The sequence below is a fragment of the Ferrimonas pelagia genome (assembly GCF_039543565.1).
GTDB lineage: Bacteria > Pseudomonadota > Gammaproteobacteria > Enterobacterales > Shewanellaceae > Ferrimonas > Ferrimonas pelagia.
Window position 1 is genome coordinate 49,707 of sequence record NZ_BAABJZ010000104.1, and the last position, 22,490, is coordinate 72,196.

A 22,490-nucleotide genomic window follows, 5' to 3' on the forward strand; every position below is an offset into this window, starting at 1 on the left:
GGTGATGGTCGGCTACCGTTGAAACGGGTAGATGCTACCCAGACTCAGCAATTGGGTGAGTTGATCTAATGCGGATTGGCTTTCGTCCAGCAGCGCCGGATCGCGCAGATCGTCCAGGCTGAGTTGGTCGCGATAATAGCGCTGAACCCATTGGGTTAATTGCTGATGTTTGGCGGGATCGATTAGGCACTCAGGATTGACCGCGGCACGTTCCCGCTCGGATAGCACCACGCGTAGACGTAGGCACGCCGGACCGCCGCCGTTTTGCATGCTTTGCTTAACGTCCAGGTAGATCACCTCCGCAATGGGGCCAGTGCTGCCGGTGAGTTCGCGCAGGTAGGTGTTGACCTCCGTGTTGTCCTGGCATTCCGTCGGGGCGACGAGCACATGGCGTCCGTCTGGCAAGGTTAATAGTTGGGTATTAAATAAGTAGCTTTGTACCGCCGAGTCGATCGAGACCGCTTCGGTTGGCACCTCGAGGACGGTAAGGCCTTCACCGAAGGCTTGATGGATCCGATCCAGTGCGTTGGCTTGCTCAAAAAACGCCTGTTGGTGGCAGAGCAGCAGTTCGCGATTGCCAACGGCGATCACATCATTGTGAAACACGCCTTGATCGATCACCGCTGGGTTTTGCTGAAGGAACAGGGTGCGCTCGGGAGCGAGCTGATGCAGGCGGGCAACGGCTTGGCTGGCCTCAAGGGTGTGGCGCGCAGGAAAGTGGACGGGCTCAAGCTCATCTTTGCGGCATTCACTGCGACCATAGACAAACAGTTGCAAACCAGCTTCGCCGTATTGGCGGCACAGACGTGTGTGATTTGCGGCGCCTTCGTCACCCAAAGTTGGATGAGACGGCAGAGGTTGATGATGCACAAAATGGTCGGGATCGGAAAAGACGGCTTGCAGTGTGCGCTGGGTTTGCACCGGCTCGATGGCCCGGTGCAGCTTGTTGATCAGGTTGGCCGGGGTAAAGTGGATCTTGCCATCGGCGCTGTCGGCACTGGGTGAGACCGTCGCGGCGTTTGCACTCCACATGCTGCTGGCGGAATAGCAGGCCAGTAGCAATTCCGGCGCTTGGCGGTAGGCGGCATCGAGGATCTGGCCGGGTTGACCTGAAAAGCCAAGTTGACGCAGGGTGTCGAGATCGGGCCGAGACTGAGGTGGCAACACCCCTTGTACCAGCCCCATCTGCTGCAGGGCCAACATTTTATCTAGACCTTGCAGTGCCGCGGCTCTTGGGTTGGCGACGGCGTTGGCATTCGAGCCTGAGGCAATGTTGCCAAAGGAGAGCCCGGCATAGTTATGAGTCGGACCGACAAGTCCGTCGAAGTTGGCTTCGTAATGCATAAATTCCTTCCTAAATTCTTCCCTGCAAGGATCACCAACGCAGACGCGGGATGACGAGCTCGGCCCAGTATACGGCGTCTTAAAAGCGGCTCAAGCGGTCAAAATTGGAGCGAAAGCTAACAAATGCATAACTATTGCTTGCTTGTCGGGCTCTGATGCATTAGTACTTTCTGCAATTGCGTGTTCAGTCGCTAAAAAAAGTTTAACTGAGCAAAAATCGTCTAAGCGTGTGGCTTCCGACTGCGCTAGGGTTGAATCTGAACCCGACTGCCTCTATATATGAAGCCAAATTACTATCCACAGCGTTTAATAAGGTCCTAACCAGTCTCATGGGCAAATCTCTGGTCATTGTGGAGTCGCCGGCTAAGGCGAAAACCATCAATAAGTATCTCGGCAAAGACTTTGTCGTGAAATCCTCCGTGGGTCACATTCGCGATCTGCCGACCTCCGCCAGTCAGTCGACCAAGAAGCCTGCGCCGACCAAGACCGCGGCCGAAGTGCGCAAGATGGCGCCGGACGAAAAAGCACGTTACAAGGCACAGCGGGATTATCAGACGCTGATCGCCCGTATGGGGATCGATCCCAAGCAGGATTGGGCGGCGGACTATCAGGTTTTGCCGGGCAAGGAAAAGGTAGTAAAAGAGCTGCAAACCTTGGCGGAAAAAGCCGACACCGTCTATCTCGCAACGGATTTGGATAGAGAGGGAGAGGCGATCGCCTGGCACTTGCAGGAGGTGATCGGCGGCGATGACGCGCGTTATCGCCGGGTGGTGTTCAATGAGATCACCAAGTCCGCGATCCAGGATGCGTTTGCGCAACCCTTGTTTCTCGATCATGACAAGGTCAATGCGCAACAAACCCGTCGTTTCCTCGACCGACTGGTGGGCTTCTCTGTCTCACCGCTGTTGTGGAAGAAGTTGGCTCGTGGTCTGTCGGCGGGACGGGTTCAATCCGTTGCGGTTCGCCTGATCGTCGAGCGAGAGCGGGAGATCCGCGCGTTTGTGCCTGAGGAGTTTTGGGACATTCACGCCGATCTGTCGAGCGCCAGTGGCGCTGCGTTGCGGATGGAGGTGGCGAAATACCAAGGCCAAACCCTGAAGCTGGGTGATAAGAACCATACTGATCAGGCGGTAGCGGCACTCCAGTCGGCGCAATACCGGATCAGCAAGCGCGAAGATAAACCCAGCTCTAGCCGTCCATCGGCCCCCTACATCACCTCGACATTGCAGCAGGCGGCGAGTACGCGCCTGGGCTTTGGGGTGAAAAAGACGATGACGTTGGCGCAACGCCTCTACGAAGCGGGCCACATTACCTATATGCGTACCGACTCGACCAACCTCAGCAAAGAGGCGGTGGAGAGTGCTCGTGATTTCATTGGCACCGAGTACGGCAGTAAATATTTGCCTAAAGAGCCGAATCGCTACGGCTCTAAAGAGGGGGCTCAGGAAGCGCACGAAGCGATCCGACCTTCGGATGTAAACACCAAAGCCAGCACCCTCAGCACCATGGAGCGTGATGCACAGCGTCTGTATGAGCTGATCTGGCGCCAGTTCGTTGCCTGTCAGATGATGCCAGCCAAGTACGATGCGTCCACCATTACCGTGGAAGCGGGCGATTACGAGCTGAAGGCTAAAGGCCGCATCATGGTGTTTGATGGTTGGACCCGGGCGCAGCCACCCATGGGGCGCAAGGGCGAAGAGGACAAGACCTTGCCTGCGGTCACCATCGGTGAGGCGCTGGAGTTAAATAAGCTTGATCCTAAACAGCACTTTACTAAGCCGGTGGCACGTTTTAACGAGGCCTCCTTGGTCAAGGAGCTGGAGAAGCGCGGTATTGGTCGTCCGTCGACCTATGCGTCGATCATCTCTACTATCCAGGATCGAGGCTATGTGCGGGTTGAAAACCGCCGTTTCTTCACCGAAAAGATGGGTGAGATCGTCACGGATCGCTTAGTCGAGAATTTCGAAGAGCTGCTCAGTTACGATTTTACCGCCTCGATGGAGGAGACCCTAGATAAGATCGCTCAGGGCAATCTTGAGTGGAAGCAGGTTCTAAACGAGTTCTACCTCGACCTCGGAGACAAACTGGAAACCGCCGAGCTGGAAGTGGACGAAGGCGGGATGCGCCCAAATCAGATGGTGCTGACGGATATTCCGTGTCCGACCTGTGAACGTCCAATGGGGATCCGCACTGCGACCACCGGGGTCTTCTTAGGTTGCAGCGGCTATGCATTGCCGCCGAAAGAGCGCTGTAAGACCACCATCAACCTGACACCGGGAGAGGAGGCGGAAGCCATCACTTCGGATGAGCAGGAGGCGGAGGCGCTGATCACGCGCCAGCGTTGTGAGCTGTGTGGCTCGACCATGGACAGCTACCTGGTCGATGAAACCCGTAAGCTGCACGTCTGTGGTAACAACCCGACCTGTGAAGGCTATGTGGTTGAGAAGGGCACCTTTAAGATCAAAGGCTATGACGGCCCGCTGATCGAATGTGACCGCTGTGGCTCAGATATGGAGCTCAAAGATGGCCGCTTCGGTAAGTACTTTGCGTGCACCGATACCAAAGGGGCTGAGTGTAAGAATACACGTAAACTTCTGAAAAGTGGGGAGGTTGCTCCGCCGAAGGAGGACCCTGTACCGCTGCCTGAGCTGCCCTGTGAAAAGTCCGATGCGCACTTTGTGCTGCGCGATGGCGCCGCTGGTTTGTTTATGGCGGCCAGTACCTTCCCGAAAAGCCGCGAAACACGCGCGCCTCGAGTCGAAGAGCTGAAACGATTCCGTGATCGTATCTCGCCGAAATTCTATTATTTGGCGGATGCACCGGCTCAGGATCCAGACGGCAATCTGGCTCTGTTGAAGTTCAGCCGTAAGACCAAGGAGCAGTATGTGGCTTCTGAGCTTGATGGCAAGGCGACCGGTTGGGTGGCCAAGTACGTCAACGGTCAGTGGGTTGAAGAGCAGACCAAGAAGTCGAAAGCGAAGCCAAAGAAGGCGGAGTGATATCTCGTTGCATAGAAAAAGGCGCTCGATTGAGCGCCTTTTTTACGTCTTGTTGGTCGCTATAACCGACGGCGTAGCAATGTCGGAATCGGTTCTACCACTTTTTCTTGGGCTGGAATAACTCGTCGAGTTCATTGCTGCCCTTGTCGCTACTGCCGCTATGGAGGCTGGCCTGCTGACGTTGGTCAATGTCCGCCAACATCGCGTTGGCCTTGTTCATGGTGGCATCTCGAAACAGGATGTCTTCGCTGCTTTGCGCATTGAGGTTGCTGATCAGCTTGGACAGCAGCTGTTTTGCCGAGCCCAGCTGACTGTTTTGTATTGCGACGCGGGCGCGGTCGAGCAGGACGGTAGCGTTGATCCGAGCCAGTAGATGATCGGCTCGTTCGGATTCGCTGACAAACAGATCGTGGGTAATGCGGCTCTTGTTATGCTCATGGCGTAACACGTCTTTCAGACGTTTGAGTGCCTGTACCAAGCTTAAGGTTTGTTTGTCATTGGTTGGGACGGTGAAGGTATCCAAGCCTTTGGCTGCACCTTCGTTTTTGTTCAGTGAGATCAATTGCGCTTCGATGTCAGTCTTTCGGCGCAGATAGTCGCTGTGATTGCGTTCGATGGTTAAGGCGGCATCGATCGCATCGAGGATCCGCTGATTCAGTAGTAGCAGCAGCTCGTTGCTCATTGGTAGAAGAGTACCGGCGGTCAGTAACTGCTCGGTTTCATCGATGGTGGCCCGGTGCTTGGCGAGCTGTTGCTGCCGAGCAAGCTCCAGCTGCTCTTTGTGCTGCTGGATCAAATTAACGCAGATAACCAGTAGAAGAAGGGCGCCGAGTAAGAGCAACACAAGAGTTAAAGACATGGTTTTTCTGGATCCTTTTTATTTGCTCCAATGCTACACCAATCTGCCCTTAGAGCGCATCTCTGATCTTGCTAGCTGAGCGCACCTTATTACACTTCTGTTGTTTTTATGCTATCTATATAACACTTTAGAATTAGCGTAAGAGGCAGGTATGAAACTGCAGCAATTGCGATACATCGTTGAGGTCGTTCATAACAACCTGAATGTGTCGGCGACGGCAGACAGTCTGTATACCTCCCAGCCGGGGATCTCGAAGCAGGTTCGGATGCTCGAAGACGAGCTGGGCATACAGATCTTCGGCCGAAGCGGTAAACACCTGACGCACGTTACCCCAGCCGGTCAGCAGGTGATCGAGCTTGCCAGCGATATTCTTGGCAAGGTGGAAGGGATAAAAAATGTTGCGTCGGAATACACCCAACCCGACCGAGGGGATCTCAATATCGCCACTACCCATACGCAGGCGCGTTATGCTCTGCCTGAGGTGATCCGTGGCTTTATCCAACGCTACCCTGATGTGAACCTGTTGATGCATCAAGGGACGCCCGATCAGATCTGTGAGATGGCCGTGCGAGGGGACGCGGATTTCGCCATCGCCACGGAAGGGATGAACCTGTTCCACGATCTGGTGATGCTGCCGTGCTACCACTGGAACCGTTCGATCGTCTTTCATAAGGATCATCCACTGGCCAAGTGTGCCCATGTGGGCCTGGAGGAGCTGATCCAATACCCATTGGTGACCTATGTGTTTGGCTTTAACCGCAGCTCATCGTTGGAGAAAGCCTTCGCCCAGGTTGAAGGCGAGCCGCGTGTGGTGTTCTCTGCAACCAGTGCTGATGTGTTAAAGACTTATGTACGCATGGGGCTCGGGGTAGGGGTGATGGCAACTATGGCGTTGGAGCCGGAGGACAGCAAAGATCTGGTGGTGGTGGATGCCTCGCATCTGTTTGAAGCGAACACAACCAAGATCGCTTTCCGTAAAGGCAGTTTCCTCCGTTCCTATATGTATGAGTTTATGGAGCGGTTTGCCCCGCACCTGACGCGGCCGGTGGTGGAACAAGCCTTGGGGCTGCGCGATCAGGCCCAGATCGATGCCATGTTTGCAGGCATGGCCTTGCCGATGCGCTGAGTGACGCATATCGGGCCATCCATCGAGGATGGCCTAACTCGGTGTTCACTTCTAGCGTCGTGCCGCCTTTAACTCCTCCAGACCCCCGCCATTGTGGACCCGATAGCCTAACGCTGATAAGGAATTGGCGGCGATCCCTGAGCGGCGCCCGCTCCGACAGTACACGACAATGGGTTGATCTTGGTTGAGTTTGAGGGCGTTGATGGCCTGAGTGATGGTTTGGTATTCAAGATTATGCGCGCCGGCTAGGTGTTCACTTTGGTACTCCGGCGGCGTGCGTACATCGATCAATACAGCGCCTTGTTCGATTAGCTGCCAGGCCTGTTCCGCTCGGCTCTGTGCTTGAACCTGAGTGGAGAGCAACGTTGCACAGCCGATGAGGAGCAACAAAGGGAGCAGACGGCGCGTCAGCATAGGCAATGTTTGGAAGACAGATGTCATTTTCTATCCTTGTCGAATGGTTAGCGTATGCAAACCAGTTTATGTGTTTCTCTGAGGAAGGGGTATTCTGCCGGGCGGTGCTCTAGGAGAGTGACAGGGCCAGTCGCTTGGAGGAGGGAGCCCCGCAAAGTCCGGGGCTCATCGTCGTGAGGTGACGTTACAGCCGGGCCAGAATGGCGTCGGTAAAGGCCTGAGTGCCGGCGTTACCGCCGAGATCTCGGGTAACACATTCCCCCGCTGCGATGGTGTCGCGCACCGCATTGCGGATCTTACCAGCTTGCTCCGCCAGCCCCAGATATTCGAGCATCTGTACAGCAGCGAGGATCAAAGCGGTGGGGTTGGCCAGATCTTGCCCCGCGATATCGGGTGCGCTGCCGTGGACCGCTTCGAAGATCGCTGCCTCCTGGCCGATGTTGGCGCCGGGCGCTAAGCCAAGCCCTCCGATCAGCCCAGCACAGAGATCGGACAGGATGTCACCAAACAGATTGGTGGTGACGATCACGTCAAACTGGCTGGGATCCATCACCAACTTCATGCAGGTGGCATCGACGATCATCTCTTGCGATTCAATCTCCGGGTAACGCTCGGCCACCTCTCTGGCTACCTTGAGAAACAGGCCGGAGGTCGACTTCATGATATTAGCTTTGTGAACCGCGGTGACTTTTTTGCGGCCCTCTTTGCGCGCGAGTTGGTAAGCGAATTCACAGATCCGTTCAGCACCATCCCGGGTGATGATGCTCATCGCCTCGGCCGTTTGACCATCGGCGCTGACGGTTTGGCCTGCACCTGAGTACATGCCTTCGGTGTTTTCCCGAATGGTGATGATATCGACATTTTCATAGCGGGCTCGGGTGCCCTTCAACGAGAGCACCGGACGGACGTTCGCATACAGATTGAACGTTTTGCGCAAGCTGACATTGATGGAGGTAAAGCCGTCGCCGATGGGGGTGGTCAAGGGGCCTTTTAGCGCCACCTTGTTCTTTTCGATCAGATCTAAGGTCTGTTGAGGCACCAGCTCGCCGTGCTTTTCCAGTGCCGTTAAGCCAGCGTCAGCAAATTCATAGTCGAATTGACAGCCCGCCTTATCCAGCACCTTTAAGGTTGCATCGACGATATCGGGACCGATCCCGTCGCCGGGTATTACAGTTATGGTTGTTGCGGACATGCATACATCCTTCCACGTTGGTGTTTGTTTATGTACCCCTCTAGTACCAGCCAGTAGCGAGAGCAACTGTGACAGGAGATGGGGGCTTTGTTAGCATGTTTCGGCGCACAGTCTACCGCTTTTCACAGGCCACTTACAGTTGGCGGAAAGTCGTAGCAACGGATATGGACGATAGGTGAGGGTGCCGTGTGAAGAAGTTAGTGTTTGTTCTATTGCTGGGGATGGGGAGTAGTGGTCTGTCCTGTGCGGCCCCGGTGACGCCGGAGGCTGTCATGGCCTTTGAGTCACTCAAAGATCCGGCCATTTCCGATGATGGCAGCGTGATCGCCTACGCCGTGCAGGCCGATCGCGGTGAGCCGAACGGTCGATTACGCCGTCCTGATGGCCATGTGTTTAATGTTGTGGGCGCACAAGCGCCGGTGCTGTCGAGCGATGGTGACCATGCCTTGTTTACTGTGCCACCGTCGCTGTTGGAGTGGGAGCAGACGCCCAAGAAGGCGCGGCGTAAGTTGCATTCAGGCCGGGTACTGGTGCATAGCCGAACCGGTCAGGAGTGGCGCTTCGATGAGGTCAAGGAAGCCAAGTTCAGTCACAATGGCCGGTACTTACTGGTTTTGCATGAAAAGGCCAAGGCGACGGATGAAACGCCCGTTGCTGGGGCAACCTTGACCATTCGCGATCTGCACAAGGACACCAGCCGCACCTTCAGTCATGTTCACCAGATCGCCGTGGCGGAAAAAGGCTTTGGCTTGGCTTACAGTAGTGAGACCCCGGCGGGAGAGCTTAATGGCGTCTATTTACTGTCGCACGATCTGAGCTCGGTGCCGGTCTACCAAGAAAAGGGCCACGTCAGTGGGGCACTGCGCTTCAGTCGGGATGGCAAGCAGTTGGCATTCAGTTGGGGCCCAGAAGAGGTGGCGAAGCGTCAGCGAGAGCATCGCCTGGGCCATTTTCAGGGGGGCAAGTTGCGCTGGCAAGCGCTCAATCATGCCGATTTTATTGTCTCTGGGTTCAGTGAGTTAACCTTCAGTCGCGACGGCGAACGCCTGTTCGTTGGCCGCCAAGCGCGCCAGCCTCAAAGCCGCAAAATAGAAGATTATGCGGATCCGACGGCCCTCTACCAACCAGAGCAGATATTAAGTCGGACCGAGTTGGTGCTCTGGCATGGCGACGATGCGCGGATCAAATCCGTCGAACAAAAACGCCATAAAGACGAGTTTAAACGTCAATACCAAGGTGTCTGGCATCTTAGCGGCGAAGAGTTTATTCAGTTAACCGATCCCCGCGTGCCCAGTTTGAAGCTGGCGGATAACCGACGATTCCTGTTGGCGTCCAGTGATACCCTTTATCGCAAAATGGCCTCTTGGGCCGGGTTCTATCGAGATTGGTATCTGGTCGATCTGAAAACCGGTCAACGTCGGGCTTTGGTTGAGCAGACCTTGTCGGCGGATGAGCCCAGCTTGTCGCCTCACGATGATGGGGTGATCTGGCATGTCCGCGGTAAGCTCAAGTGGCATGACATTAAGGCCAACTCCACCCGCGTCATTGCGGAGGGCTTTTCCGATGAGGATCACGATTACCCGAGTCCGGCGCCGGGTTACGGTTTTGACGCTTGGCTGGAGCCGGGGGCCGGCGTGCTGGTTTATGACAAGTACGACATTTGGTTGGCCAAAGGCGGTGAACTGGAGCGTTTGACGGAGGGGCGTGCGCAGCGCTGGATCCATCGCCGAGTGCGCACCGACGATGATGCCTTGTTCCTGTCGAGTCAGGCGGATCTGCTGCTGCATCGGCACAACGAGCACACACGGGATGAGGGCTTAAGCCATCTTAAGATCGCCCCGCGGCAACTGCAGCCCTGGTTAACTGGGCCGCAACGCACCCGTTTTGTGGCAAAGGCGCAGCAAAGCGATGTGCTGCTGTTTACTCAGGAGCGTTACGATCGCTATCCGGATCTGCTTCAGACCCGTGGTTGGCAAGGCGAGTTTACTCAGGTTAGTGATCTTGGCGCGCAGCTCGAGACGCTGGATTGGGGTCAGGCACAGCGGATCAGCTGGCGCTCGCGCACCGGCGAGCCCTTGTCCGGTGTGCTGATCACGCCACCGGGTTATCAAGGCGACAAGCCCCTGCCGACGATGATCTATTTCTACCGCTTTATGAGCGATAGGTTGCATCAGTTTCCAGCAATGGCGCTCAATCACCGCCCGAACTTCCCGTGGTTTGCCAGCAAAGGGTACGCCATCTTCCTGCCCGATATCCGCTTCGAGATAGGCCATCCTGGCCGCTCTACGGCGGATGCACTCTTGCCCGGGCTCGATACGCTCGTCGAGATGGGGCTGACCGATCCGCACGCAGTGGGTCTGCAGGGGCACTCTTGGGCGGGCTATCAAAGTGCCCAATTGGTGACTCAGACCAATCGCTTTAAGGCCGTAGTGACTGGGGCGCCAGTGGCCAATATGACCTCCGCGTATACTGGGATCCGCCTAGGCTCTGGGCTGGGCCGGCAGTTTCAATATGAGGCGGGTCAAAGCCGCATTGGTCAGAGCCTCTACCGGGCGCCGCAATTGTATATTGAGAACAGTCCGGTATTTCATGCCGACAAGATCGAGACTCCGATGCTGATCATGTTTGGTGATAAGGACGATGCGGTGCCCTGGCAACAAGGGATCGAGCTGTATCTGGCGATGCGCCGCTTAGGCAAGGAGGTGGTGATGCTGCAGTATGAAGGGGAGCCGCATCACCTCAAGGAGTACCACAACAAACTCGATTATAGCCTGAAGATGATGGCGTTTTTTGACCATACCCTGCAAGGCGCAGCAGCGCCTAGCTGGTGGCTGCAAGGCCAACCGCTGCGCCTGCCCGATCCAGAAGAGCAATAGGCTCGGAGTGTTGATATAAAAAACGGCCATCGGGCCGTTTTTTTGTTATTTATCGGCGCGTGCGTACGCCGGTCCGAAGCGCCGCGTTCAGTGTTAAGGTTCGAGTTGGGCTAATGCGGTTTTGCCCCATGCGGCCAAGACACCATCGCGAAACAGCAAAGGCGTGGTTTCGTCTTCGGTGGTCATGCCATCCCCTTTGAGCCGATGGGTGCGGTAGCGCAATATCTGCATCTGCACCCCATCGCTGGCGGTAAAGGCTTCATTAAAATCCGGGGATCCCAGCAGGCTGAGGACCTGAGCTTGCTCCATGCCCATCTGTAATGTGGCGATGGTGGCGACGTTATGCTGTTGCCGGTCGTCCCAATCGAGTTGATCCGGTGTGCGCTCAGCGCCATCCCACAGGGTGATCGTGATGATCACAAACAACAAATACGCCCCGAGCAGGCCGAGGATCACGGGGACAATGCGATTTTTTTGCTCTCTCATATTCCATCAACGCTGTGCTGTGACTGCCACTTAGGTTAACAAGATGTTGCCTTGGTGCAATGGGCTGGGCGAGAAAAAAATGGGTAAGAACGTAACGTGCCGCCGTAGACCATGCTGGCGTTGATGGGGCCGATAAGCGGATATGGCGCGAGCCAAGGGCTTAGTAGAGCCCAATGGCAAGCGAAGATGAGCGGCTATGAGATGGGGGCTTATCTGTGCGCAGCGGTGGGTTATCGATTGACTTGGGGCTTTTTGACAGGTGACGGCATGGCGGGGCGATCGTTGCCCCGCGCGTGGCAAAGGGGGCGGGCTACCAAGGGATCTCACTGCCGTCGTAGTTAAGGAATCTGCCCGTATTCGCCAATGTCAGCTGATCTAATACCTTGCGCATCCCTTCAACTGACGTGAGTGCAGAGATGAAAGCATTGGGTCCGCCCATCTCGGTTTGGACCCAGCCTGGGTGCAGTAGGGCGACAGGGTGGGCCTGCGCGGCGAGATCATTGGCCAGGCTCTTACCAATGGCGTTGAGTGCTGCCTTCGAGGCGCGGTAGAAGTAGGCGCCGCCGCTGCCGTTGTCGTCCATGGAGCCCATTTTGGAACTCAGCAGGGCGATCTTCGCGCCTTGGGCAAAGTTGGGGCGCAGCGCCTGCACCAGCAGGAGTGGAGCGAGCACATTGATTTGCATGATCTCGGCAAAAGGGCCGGCTTGATAGTGGCCCAGCGGTAAGCCTTTGGGGCCGTAGATCCCGGCGTTGCTGATCAGCAGATCCAACTTCCGCTCGCCTAGGTAATCAGCCAACGCCGGGATCTGCTCAGGATGGCTGAGATCCAAGCCAACCAATTCCAGCTGTTGGGGGAACTGCTGGGCCAACTGCTGCAGCGCGTCGGCAGACTCCGGCTGTCGACAACAGGCGATAACCTGGGCCCCATCGTGCAGATATTGGCGGGTGAATTCCAGGCCGATCCCTCGATTGGCACCGGTAATGAGGAGGGTAGGTTTCATGCAGGCTCCCTGAGTCGAAATTGATTGAGGCTGAGGTTGAGGATCAGATCTTGCCGCAGACGCACGAGCGCGTAGCTGAGGCGAGCTTGATAGCGGTGTTGGTGCAACGTGTCGCCCAGCTTGCCCTCAACGGTGCCGGGGGTGAAGATCTGGCTGAGATTTTGGTGTTGTTGTAACAGCTTTTGCGCGGTTTTTTTGCCGATACCGGGCACGCCGGGGATCCCGTTGCCACTGTCGCCGGCAAGCGCCCAAAAGTCGAGCAGTTGGTGTTGTGGTACGCCGACTTTCTGCTCCAGCTTGGGCAGATCCAGGGCTTCGCCCTCAAAGTGATCCCACTGGGTTAATCCGACGCGGTGGAGTTGGCCAAAGCCTTTATCGGTTGAGAGGATCACCACGTGGCCACCATGCTCAACCACCTTGACGGCGATGGTGGCGATCAGATCATCCGCTTCGATGTTGTCTTGCCGCACTGAGCCTAACCCCATCTGTTCGAGGTGCTGCTGCAGTGCGGGCAGATTGGCGGCAAGATCGTCGGGCATGGGTTTGCGCTGCGCTTTGTATTGCGGATAGAGCTCGCGACGCCAGCTGTGCTGGTGGCCGCCATCCCAGACCAACATGGCGTGGCTGGGGCCATGCTGGCGTAGGGCTTTTTTTATGGCGCTATCACAGCGTTCGATCAGGGCGGTTTGGTTATCGGGGATCGTTGCGTGGATCCGGCGGATCAGGTTGAGCGCGTCGATCAGTAAAAGTTGGACGGTCATCCGTGGTCTATCTCATAACAGGGGTGGTAGGTGCTGCCGGGCAGTTTCATCCGGCCTTGGTTGACGAAGGCGGACAGCAGGGCGTCCATTCGCTTCATTAATTGCGGATCGCCGGTCAGTTTAAATGGGCCATATTTGGCGATGGCGCGAACGCCATCGGCTTTGACATTGCCGGCGACGATCCCGGAGAAGGCCTTGCGTAGATTGCCGGCGAGTTGGGCGGTGTGGGCTTGCGGCTGCAGCGCCAGGTTGGCCATGGCTTGGTGGCTGGGCAGAAAGGGCAGCTGAAACTCCGGTTCGATCTTCATGCGCCAGTTATAGGCAAAGGCGTCGCCGGTTTGTTGCCGATAGGCTTTGACGTTGGGGATCTGCTGTTTTAAGCAGCGAGCAACGGCGATCGGATCATCGATAATGATGTGGTAGCGCGCCTGTGCCTTAGGTCCAAGCGTGGCACCGATGAAGTCATTGATTTCATCGAAGTAGGCCCGACTCTCGGTTGGGCCGGTCAGTACAACGGGGAGGGGCTCGGCGGCATTGTCTGGATGCAGCAGGATCCCCAGTAAATAGAGCAACTCTTCTGCTGTACCGACACCGCCAGGAAAGATCACGATGCCGTGCGCCAGGCGGACGAAGCCCTCAAGGCGTTTTTCAATATCCGGCAGGATCACCAACTCATTAACGATCTGGTTGGGTGGCTCGGCGGCAATGATGGAGGGCTCGGTCAGGCCGAGGAAGCGACCCTCTTTAACGCGCTGTTTGGCGTGGGCAATGGCGGCGCCTTTCATCGGCCCCTCCATGGCGCCCGGGCCGCAGCCGGTACAGATGTTGAGCTCGCGCAGCCCCATCTGGAAGCCCACTTCACGGGTGTACTGGAACTCGACGTCATTAATGCTGTGCCCACCCCAACAGACCACCATATTGGTTTTGCCGCCGGTGGGGATCGCTTTGGCGTTGCGCAGGATCTCAAACACCACGTTGGTGATGTGCGTGGCATTGGTCAGGTTGATGTGGCGTAGGTTTTCGAAGCGATCATTGATGTACAGGATATCGCGCAGCACCGCGAACAGGTGTTCCTGTATGCTGCGCATCAGTTTGCCATCCACCAGTGCATCTTGGGGCGGATTGGTCAGTTCAAGGATCACCCCGCGCTCCTGTCTCAGCACCCGAATATGAAAATCTAGGTGGCGTTTAAACAGGGTTTCGCTGTCGTCGGTCTTAATACCAGACGCAAGAACGGCCAGAGCACAACTGCGAAACAGTTGATACAGCTCGGAGGCCGCGCTTTCTCTCAGTCGTTCAACTTCCAATTGGGACAGCTGATCCAGACTGCCTCGGGGACGTACCTGGATCTGCATAGGCCCGGTCTCCTTATTGATCGATCTCGACCCGATCTCTGCCCTGTCGCTTAGCGCGATACAGAGCCGCATCGGCGCGCTCAAACGTTTCCTGCACCGTCTCCTGGGCATCGACACGAGCAGCGCCGAGTGAGATGGTGACGGTCAGGCGATCGCTCTGGAACTTAAAGGGGATCGCTTTGATCCGCTCCCGCATCCGGTTGAGGGTTTGGTTGACCTGCTCCAGCTCGACCTCTGGCAATAATAGGACAAACTCTTCGCCACCGTAGCGTGCGACAAACTCCTCTTGGCGCAGCGCGTTCTTCAGCGCCATGGCGATCACCTGTAAGGTCTTGTCACCTGTGGTGTGGCCAAACCGGTCGTTGATCTCCTTGAAATGGTCGATATCGATCACCGCGATCCAAAGCTGAGTGTTGTAGCGACGGACGTTGCGATATTCGCGTTTTAGTCGGTCATCCAGCGCGGCTCTGTTGGGCAGTTGGGTGAGGCTATCGATCATATTGAGACGCTGCTGTTCGACCAAGCGCTCCTTATAATTGCTTGCCTGTGAGGTGAGCGCGTTCAGCTCTTTGCGCATGCTGTCCATGGAGGCTTTCAACTTGGTGAACTCATGCTGCTCGTCCACCTCCCGCTTGCGGATGATGGCGCGCAGCAGCGAGAGCTCTCGGCTGACATGCTGTTTGAGTTGCTCCAACTCGGTGGCGTTAGCGACGTGCGAGCCTATCTCCTGACACTGGCTGGTGAGGCGTTTATTGACTTCACGTTGATTGCCAAAACTGCGCTCGGTTTGGCTCCAGTTGTCGGAGACCGCTTCGCGCACCACGCTCAGGGCATCATTGATGGCCAGCAGGAACTGTTGTGAGGCGTTTTTCTCTTTAACCAGTTCTTCAACCAGTAAGTTGAGCACTTGTTGGTAGGCATCCAGCAAGGCATCGCCGCTGATCTCACCGGCCAGCTCTGCTTTCATCGCAGCAATGCTGTCTTTATGCTCGGGCCGGAAGTCCAGGTCGGATAATAGATGCGCTAACTCATGGCACATCTGGATCTGCTTTGGGGTGACAGGGAGCGGCTCTGCGCTGGCCATGCGGTCAAGCAGCAGAGTTTCGTAGTAGCCGGCGAGGCGGCGCAGCTGGGGCAACTGCTCCCAGACGCTGTAGATCGGCTTTTGCATCTCCTGCTGAAAATGACTCAGCTCGCGTAGCATCGGCTCGGGCGCGGACGCCAGTTGACCCATACGTTTGGCCAAGCTGGCCATCGACTGCTGGTTGGTTTGCAGCTCTCGCTGCGTGCTCTGAGCTTGTGCTTGCAGGGTGCGGCACAGCGTGGCCAACTCCGGCAGCAAGGCTTCGACATTTTTTTCCGATGCGAGGCGGGTACGCAGCTTGGCCAGTCGGTTATCCAACTCGAGGTTTTGGCCTTTGCAACTGATGCTGAGGTGATGGATGCACTCGACCAAACCGCGGATCTGCCGCTGGTTGGTTTCGCTTAACTCAAGCAGTTTTTTTTGGGTAAGCTGAGCGCGTTTTAGCTGCTGTTCGAGCATTATCGTTTTGGCTTGAGGCTCAATGGCATCATGCATGCGCGGTGACGATCCCTGTTCTGATCTTGATCGGCTGCCAGATTCGCGTTAGCGATTGGGGCCGGATCATGGTGCGGTTGATTAACGAATCTAAAATTCAGATATATCGCTTGGTTATACCATAGCTACTTTGAACCGCCTACATCTTACGGTAAGGCCTGATTAAGCTGTGTTCGGTTGGTCACTTTTGTGACCGGTCTCATGGGGTTGGTGGTCGCAGAATGGGGTAAGCGGACCGGATCGTCATGATTGGAGATGCAGCGAATGACCCCGTTGTCGACGCATTTGGCCGCACTGCGATAGAGATCGTCAGACTTAAGCAACGGGGCATTCAGTGCGACAGGTTGCAGCAGGACAAAGCGATGATCCTGAGCCGAGTGAGACGCGTCCACGGCAGACCAAAGTGCAAATTGGCATAGCTCCAAAGAGAGCGCCGGCGGCAGGGTGAGCATGGAGCCCGGCTGAAATGGCAGACCGATGGCGCCAACGGCAAGCGGACTGGCAAGAGCGGGCTGACTTTCCGGCCATTGAGCACAGATCCGCAAGAGTGTTTTCAGCTTATCTTCAATGTTTTGACAGCGTACGATCAAGGCATACTGGCCGGGGCTGGGCTCGGCCAGCAGATGCAGATCTTCCAGGCGAGCCAATCGTTGGGCGATGGCGCGTCGCATCTGACGATATTGAAACTGGCCGGTGGCGAGCTCCATCTGCGCCAAGTCGCCAAAGTGCAGTAGCACCAGCGCACCATCCGATGCGTGCTTTAGCTGTTGGAACAGGGCCTGGCGGTTGCCAAGCTGGCTGATGGGATCGGTTAACAAGGCTTCACAGGCTTGCTCCAGCCTCTGCTGGGTCCGCCTTTTCCTGTGCCAAACCAGCAGCAGTAGGCAAAACAACATCGCCGATGTCGCTAGGCCAATGCTGTGCAGTAATGTTAATCGCTGTAACTGGCTTTGTTGCTTAAGGTCTTGTTGCTGCGCCTGTTTCAGTTGAGTTCTGAGCTGCTCTTGGGTGATCTGACTGCTGCTTCCTACCACCATGGGTGAGAGAGGCTGTGGCAGCTCCAGCGCGGTTTGCAGTTGTGACCACGCATGTTCTTGATGGCCTAATTGGTGGTTAGCGTCGGCCAGCAACAGCCACATTTCGCGTTGTTCCTTGATCTGGATCCTGTCGTCTACTCGCTGCTCCAGCGACTGCGCCAATGACAGTGCTTGCATGGGCTCGCCTAACATCAGGTGGGCTTGACCGAGCCGAAGTTGATTTAAAAACAGGTAGCGGAAGTGACCTCGCTGTTCGAACACAGTTTCTGCTGGGAGGAGATACTCCATGGCTTTGTCTGGTTGCTCGGCGGTCAGATAGACGCGGCCGATGTCGTGTCGGGCCGCGGCGATGGCTAGGCTGGATTGCACCTGAAATAGGTTGTCCAATGCCAGGAGGTGATAATGCAGCGCTTCGGAAATGGAGCCTTTGGCTTCGTTGGTATAACCGATCTCGGATAGTGCGTTGGCCATCAGGTGGAGTTTGTTGGCTTTCTTTGCGTTAACCGTGGCTTGGTGAGCGTACTCCAACGAGCCCTGATAGTCGCCATTCGCCCGAAGCAGCCGAGTGAGCTCTATCCCCAGATCGACTCGGAATCGTGGTGAGTTTACCTCGTCGCTGGCATTTAATGCAGAGCGGTAGAACTCGGCGGCTTTGAGGGGATCGTTGGCGATGCGATACGCTTGTCCCAGATGGTGTTCAGCTTTGGCCACGCGGCTCTTATCATCGGCCAACAGCGCCCGCTGCCGGGCTTTGCTTAAAACCTCGATAGCTTCGTCAGGGCGGCGAAGATAGCGCAGCAGTGAGCCAGTTTTCAGCAAAACGTCGATATGCAGAGTCAGCGCATCTGCGCTGTTGAGGTTCGCTAAGGGTAAACTGGCTTCCTGGTACAGTAGTAAGGCTTGCTCAAACTGGCTTTTCATCGCGCCGACGTAGGTGCCTTCCAGCAAGCCAAATCGACTTTTTTGCATCTGGTTTAAGGTGCGCTGACGCAGCTGAGTCAAGCTCTGCTCGATCTGCTCCTGATCCCGTAGGTGGAAGTGGGCGAAGCCTTGGACTAACAAGCGATCGGTTTCATCGACGGCGCTGGCGGCAGGGAAGCGGTGTTGCTCGAGGACGGCTTGCGGATCAAGCTCTAACCGGTCCTCAAGGGTGTGCCAGTCGATGGAAGTGGACGCCATGGCGGATATTGTTGCCAACATCAGCATCACGCCTATCAGTTTACGCATTCTCTTTCCGAAGCTGAACGGATCCTTAATGTTGGTATACTGCCAGCCTAAGCAGCGCTTAACAATAAGTTATATAAAGGGATTTATTATGAATGTGAGAGGGATGCTCCTGCTTCTAATGGCGATTGTCTTAACGCCGGTGCAGGCGGGTGTGCGGTATGACATTGTCTTGGAGCACCCTCAGCGGCAATGGCTGGAGGTGAGCATGCACTTACCCACGTCCGAGTCATCTGAGCTGATCCTCCAATTGCCGAATTGGCGCACCGGCCGTTATCAGTTGCTGCCGATGGCCGATGGGATCCGTCAGTTTGAAGCGGTGGATGGGCAAGGGCAGCAACTGAACTGGGGGAAGGTGGATAGGGCACGTTGGCGCATAACCTTGGATAGCCCGGGACCGGTGACGGTGCGCTATCGAGTGCATGCCAATGAGTTGGCGGATCGTAGCCGGCATGTGGATGACAGCCACGCGTATTTGGACGCGTCGGGGCTGCTGATGTACACCGACGCTTGGCGTGATCAAGCCGTGACCGTGTCATTGCAGGTACCGCAAGGGTGGCGCAGCGTTTCCGGCATGGAGCGGATCGGGCCGCACGCGTTCCGAGCAGCCAACTACGATATCTTGGTGGATAGCCCGATCGAAACGGGCTTGCACCAAAGTTGGCAATTTCAAGTTGATCAACGTGACTATGAGTTGGTGATCTGGGGCGAGGGCAATTATGACGCCGCACAGATCCTTGAGGATCTCAAAGCCTTGGTCGCGGTGGGCGGGCGCTATTATCGGGGGCAATACCCGTATCAGTATTATCTGTTTATCGTCCACGCCACCGATGGCGCGCGAGGGGCGACGGAGCATCGAAACTCGACGGTGATCCAGCGGCCGCGTTGGCGCTTTGGCGAGCGCAAAGACTATCTGAGTTTCCTTTCCACCGCATCACACGAGCTGGTTCATACCTGGCACGTCAAGCGTTACCGGCCTAAAGGATTGGTGCCTTATGACTACCAAAATGACAACTACAGTGAGCTGCTCTGGTTCGCTGAAGGCGGCACCAGCTATCTGCAGGATCGCTGGCTGTTGGAAGCGGGGATCATGACGCCTAAGGAATTTCTGAACGGTCTGGCCAAGCGGATCCACCAACATCAACGGCGCCCCGGCGTGGCGATCCAGTCCGTCAGTGAGGCCAGCTTTGATAATTGGATCGCGCGGCATGGGGATTACGGTCACAACAACAGCGTCAGTATCTACAGTCAGGGCTATATGGCGTCGTGGGCTCTGGAGTCTTGGTTGCTTAACCGCGGCAGCTCGATGCAAGCGTTGCATCAGGCGTTATTGCGCCGCTTTTCTTTGCCTGCGAGCTATGATCCCGAACAGTTTCGCGGATTGCTCAGCGAGCTGGGGCAGGCGTCCATCGAGCCTTGGTGGCAGCAGCATGTGATGCAACCCTTGTCGCTGAATTTTGATGCACTGCTGGCCGAAGTGGGGCTCGAATGGGTGGATGCGACCGAGCGAGAGTGGGACTTGGGGCTCGCAACAGAGCAGGGCGAGATCACTCGGTTGGATCGACACGGTGCTGCCTGGACGGCCGGGCTGGCATTGCAGGATCGGATCGTCGCGCTCAATGGCCTGCGTTGGCAGGCGTCGCACTGGCGCTCACTGCTGGCCGGTCATGAGGAGGGCGATATCATTGAGGTGAGTGTGTTTCGCCGGGACAGATTGATCCAGCGACCGCTCCGATTGCTTCGCACTCCAAAGGTCGAGGGTACGATCCAGCCAATGGCGTCAACCAGCCCTGAGCAACGGCATCGATTCCTGCAGTGGAGTGGCATTGAGTGGCCATTTTCAGCCGAGGAGTGAGCGCGCAGAGCAGCACAGCGTATGGCTCTGTGCTGCTTTTTATCGGTTGAGCGGGTTACAGCGTGTCGTCAACGCCGCCCATGGCGTCGAGCAGGGCTGGCCAAACGCGAGCGAACTCGCCGCACATCAGCGCCAGATCGGCATCCAGGCGGGCGATCAGATCTTCTTTCTTATCGATCTCTTCGTTTTGCTCTTGCAGTACGTCAGCGAACTTGAGGCGCTTCAACGACAGATCGGCATTGAGCACGAAGCTTAGGCTCTCGGCCCAGTCCATCCCCAGCTTGGAGACCAGCAAGCCGGAATCCAAATAAGCACGCACTTCATCGCTGTCCAGCGGTAGATCTTTAAGACGAATGCTGCCACCGGCTTCGGCTAGGCTCTTGAGCTCAGCTTCTTCGAGGACGGTGAAGTTGTTGCCTACGTTACCGGTACGAACCCAGTCCGCCATCGCTTCTTCAGGCAAGGTGTTGGGCATCAAAGGCGCGACAGGCAGGGAGCCGATGGCTTGGCGCAGCAGAGACAAGAGCTCTTCGGCGCGGGCTGCGCTGGAGCTGTCCACGAGGATCAGCTGCTGTTTGGGCATGATCAGGGCGCGCACCTGCTTGCGGCGGCTGAAGGCGCGAGGCAATAAGACGGCGATGATGTCATCTTTCATCGCTTCTTTTTCGGCTTTGCGGGCGGGACGGCCCTGATCCGTTTCCAATTGACTGATGCGCTCTTCTAACTCTTCACGGATCACCGATGCGGGCAGCATCTTTTCTTCTTTCTCTATTGCAATCAGCAAGTTGCCATCCGAGTCATGCACCATGGCATGGCTAGCCTTGGGGCCCAAGGCCGGAACAAAGCCCAGTTTGCTGATCTCCTGGCTGGTGGCCGGAGTGAAGCTCAAGGCTTCCAGCTGTTGCTCCAGATCATTGGTCTGCCAGTCGATGGTCTTGGTCAGACGGTACGGCTGGATATTTTTAAACCACATGGGATCACCCGTAAATTGCTTCAGATAGTGGGGCCGGAGTTTAGGGAAAAGCGGCCGAGGGGGCAATTGCTTTGCGGCGATTGTTCGCACAACAGAACACACCTGTTCCAGTTTATCGGGTTAGTGCCTGCCGATTGATGGTTGGTCGTACTGAATGTGTGGCTTATTTGCCCAAGGTGGGCAAGCGCAGATAACTGGCTGAACAGGATGCCACCAGATTGAGTGCTATTACTGGGCGTCACGAGCTCGTTACAACCTGGTGAAATAAAAGTGTCACAAAGAGTTGTCACACTGCGTCTCGTTTTCTGCTGAACCCAGAAGCACCCTACTCAAACAAGGATTAAAGAAACATGTCTATAAAGCGTTCTGTTTTGGCTGCCGCCGTGGTTGCCGCTGTCGTGCCGACTGCCGCATCTGCTACCGATGTAGACGTATATGGTCGTCTGAACCTGACCCTGCAAGCCAATGATATCGATGGTGAAAGCGAAACCAAAATTGCCAGCCACTCTTCCCGTTTTGGCGTAAGAGGCAGCCATGAGATCTCAGCTGGCCTGGAAGCCATCTTCCAAGCTGAGTGGGGCTTGAACGTGACTAAAGATCCTGCGTTTTCAAATCGTAATCAGTTTATCGGTTTGAAAGGTGACTTCGGTATGACCACCATTGGTCGCCGTGATACCGCCCTGAAACTGTCTCAAGGTAAAGTGGATCAGTTCAATGATTTTGATGGTGATTTGGGTAAGATCATGGGCGGAGAAGTTCGTGCCTCACAGCAAGTGTCTTATGCGACTCCGGTTATTGCGGATCTGTTCCGTGCTGAGATGACTTATTTAACTGATGACGCCAATGGCGACCACGGTGTTTCCGTTGCGGCGACTGTGGGTGATGCTAACTATAAGAAGCAGGCCTTCTACGGTGCAGTAGCCTACGACAGCGAAGTGTCTGATCGCGATATTCTGCGCATCACTGCCGGGGGGAAAATTGCCGGCATCGAGCTGGGTGCCATGTATTCCGATGAAGAGGTGGTGTCTTCCGGTGCTCAAGGGGATGCCTTCTTGATCTCTGCTGCATATGGCTTTGGCGATACCAAAGTGAAAGCCCAGTTCATCGATGGTGACATCCCGGGTAAAGCGAACACTTCTTACAGTGTGGGTGCCGAGCACAAGCTGTCGAAGCAATTGCGGCTCAATGCTTACTTCACCGGTCTTGAGTTTGACGCTGCCGATCGTGATGACGACCGTTATGTTGCGGTGGGTCTACGTTACGATTTCTAGGCTCCGTCAGAGCAACGTAAGCTATTGATGTTGAGAGGGCCGTAAGGTCCTCTTTTTCGTTTATATTTGGCTTTCGCTTGCGACGAGGTAATATTTCTGTCATTTATTTGCCAGATAATCCTTCACGAACTGTCAC

At 56.0% G+C, this 22,490-nt stretch carries 16 protein-coding genes; 5 read left to right on the forward strand and 11 right to left on the reverse strand.

Annotation, left to right across the window (positions count from 1 at the left end; genetic code table 11):
* Positions 1-12: 12 nt before the first annotated feature.
* Positions 13-1,344, reverse strand: coding sequence for an N-succinylarginine dihydrolase (gene astB, locus ABEA08_RS19855; RefSeq protein ID WP_345337160.1), 1,332 nt, complete (start codon positions 1,342-1,344; stop codon positions 13-15).
* 329 nt (positions 1,345-1,673) lie between these two features.
* Here astB and topA point away from each other — a divergent pair, with 329 nt between their 5' ends.
* Positions 1,674-4,343 carry a type I DNA topoisomerase gene (gene topA, locus ABEA08_RS19860; RefSeq protein WP_345337161.1) on the forward strand — a complete coding sequence of 890 codons (2,670 nt, stop codon included), beginning with the start codon at positions 1,674-1,676 and terminating at the stop codon, positions 4,341-4,343.
* A 94-nt stretch (positions 4,344-4,437) separates the two neighbouring features.
* Here the strand turns inward: topA and ABEA08_RS19865 are convergent, their stop codons facing one another.
* Positions 4,438-5,202 (reverse strand): hypothetical protein, encoded by a 765-nt coding sequence (locus ABEA08_RS19865; protein WP_345337162.1) that lies wholly within the window; start codon positions 5,200-5,202, stop codon positions 4,438-4,440.
* A 151-nt stretch (positions 5,203-5,353) separates the two neighbouring features.
* Between ABEA08_RS19865 and cysB the strand changes: the two genes are divergently transcribed.
* Positions 5,354-6,328 carry an HTH-type transcriptional regulator CysB gene (cysB, locus tag ABEA08_RS19870; RefSeq protein ID WP_345337163.1) on the forward strand — a complete coding sequence of 325 codons (975 nt, stop codon included), beginning with the start codon at positions 5,354-5,356 and terminating at the stop codon, positions 6,326-6,328.
* 51 nt (positions 6,329-6,379) lie between these two features.
* Here the strand turns inward: cysB and ABEA08_RS19875 are convergent, their stop codons facing one another.
* Both ABEA08_RS19875 and ABEA08_RS19880 read right to left on the reverse strand, forming a co-directional pair.
* Positions 6,380-6,769, reverse strand: coding sequence for a rhodanese-like domain-containing protein (locus ABEA08_RS19875; RefSeq protein ID WP_345337164.1), 390 nt, complete (start codon positions 6,767-6,769; stop codon positions 6,380-6,382).
* A gap of 157 nt (positions 6,770-6,926) precedes the next feature.
* The gene (locus tag ABEA08_RS19880) at positions 6,927-7,934 is read right to left on the reverse strand and encodes an isocitrate dehydrogenase (protein WP_345337165.1); all 1,008 of its coding nucleotides are present in this window, start codon (positions 7,932-7,934) and stop codon (positions 6,927-6,929) included.
* A 188-nt stretch (positions 7,935-8,122) separates the two neighbouring features.
* Here ABEA08_RS19880 and ABEA08_RS19885 point away from each other — a divergent pair, with 188 nt between their 5' ends.
* On the forward strand, positions 8,123-10,810 hold the full coding sequence (locus ABEA08_RS19885; RefSeq protein WP_345337166.1) for an alpha/beta hydrolase family protein: 2,688 nt from the start codon (positions 8,123-8,125) through the stop codon (positions 10,808-10,810).
* Between the two features lie 93 nt (positions 10,811-10,903).
* On the opposite strand, the gene ABEA08_RS19890 is transcribed toward ABEA08_RS19885, so the two are convergent.
* The 6 genes from ABEA08_RS19890 to ABEA08_RS19915 all read right to left on the reverse strand — a co-directional run bounded on the left by ABEA08_RS19890 (position 10,904) and on the right by ABEA08_RS19915 (position 18,258).
* Complete coding sequence (locus tag ABEA08_RS19890) at positions 10,904-11,296, reverse strand: DUF3192 domain-containing protein (RefSeq protein WP_345337167.1); 393 nt, start codon at positions 11,294-11,296, stop codon at positions 10,904-10,906.
* Between the two features lie 310 nt (positions 11,297-11,606).
* Positions 11,607-12,299 carry an SDR family oxidoreductase gene (locus ABEA08_RS19895; RefSeq protein ID WP_345337169.1) on the reverse strand — a complete coding sequence of 231 codons (693 nt, stop codon included), beginning with the start codon at positions 12,297-12,299 and terminating at the stop codon, positions 11,607-11,609.
* A complete protein-coding gene (gene xni, locus ABEA08_RS19900; RefSeq protein ID WP_345337170.1) occupies positions 12,296-13,060 on the reverse strand; it encodes a flap endonuclease Xni in 765 nt (254 codons plus the stop codon). Before xni ends, ABEA08_RS19895 begins: the two co-directional genes overlap by 4 nt.
* Positions 13,057-14,415, reverse strand: a complete 1,359-nt coding sequence (gene ppnN / locus ABEA08_RS19905; protein WP_345337171.1) for a nucleotide 5'-monophosphate nucleosidase PpnN — start codon at positions 14,413-14,415, stop codon at positions 13,057-13,059. The genes xni and ppnN overlap by 4 nt, the downstream gene beginning before the upstream one ends.
* 13 nt (positions 14,416-14,428) lie before the next feature.
* A complete protein-coding gene (locus ABEA08_RS19910) occupies positions 14,429-15,994 on the reverse strand; it encodes a diguanylate cyclase (RefSeq protein ID WP_345337172.1) in 1,566 nt (521 codons plus the stop codon).
* A 146-nt stretch (positions 15,995-16,140) separates the two neighbouring features.
* Complete coding sequence (locus ABEA08_RS19915) at positions 16,141-18,258, reverse strand: tetratricopeptide repeat protein (RefSeq protein ID WP_345337173.1); 2,118 nt, start codon at positions 18,256-18,258, stop codon at positions 16,141-16,143.
* Positions 18,259-18,361: 103 nt separating this feature from the next.
* Here ABEA08_RS19915 and ABEA08_RS19920 point away from each other — a divergent pair, with 103 nt between their 5' ends.
* Entirely contained in the window at positions 18,362-20,110 is a 1,749-nt protein-coding gene (locus ABEA08_RS19920; protein ID WP_345337174.1) for a M61 family metallopeptidase, read from the forward strand.
* A 55-nt stretch (positions 20,111-20,165) separates the two neighbouring features.
* On the opposite strand, the gene rdgC is transcribed toward ABEA08_RS19920, so the two are convergent.
* A complete protein-coding gene (gene rdgC, locus ABEA08_RS19925; protein ID WP_345337175.1) occupies positions 20,166-21,083 on the reverse strand; it encodes a recombination-associated protein RdgC in 918 nt (305 codons plus the stop codon).
* A gap of 350 nt (positions 21,084-21,433) precedes the next feature.
* Between rdgC and ABEA08_RS19930 the strand changes: the two genes are divergently transcribed.
* Positions 21,434-22,354: a porin gene (locus ABEA08_RS19930; protein ID WP_345337176.1), complete on the forward strand. Its 921-nt coding sequence runs from the start codon at positions 21,434-21,436 to the stop codon at positions 22,352-22,354.
* Positions 22,355-22,490 lie beyond the last annotated feature (136 nt).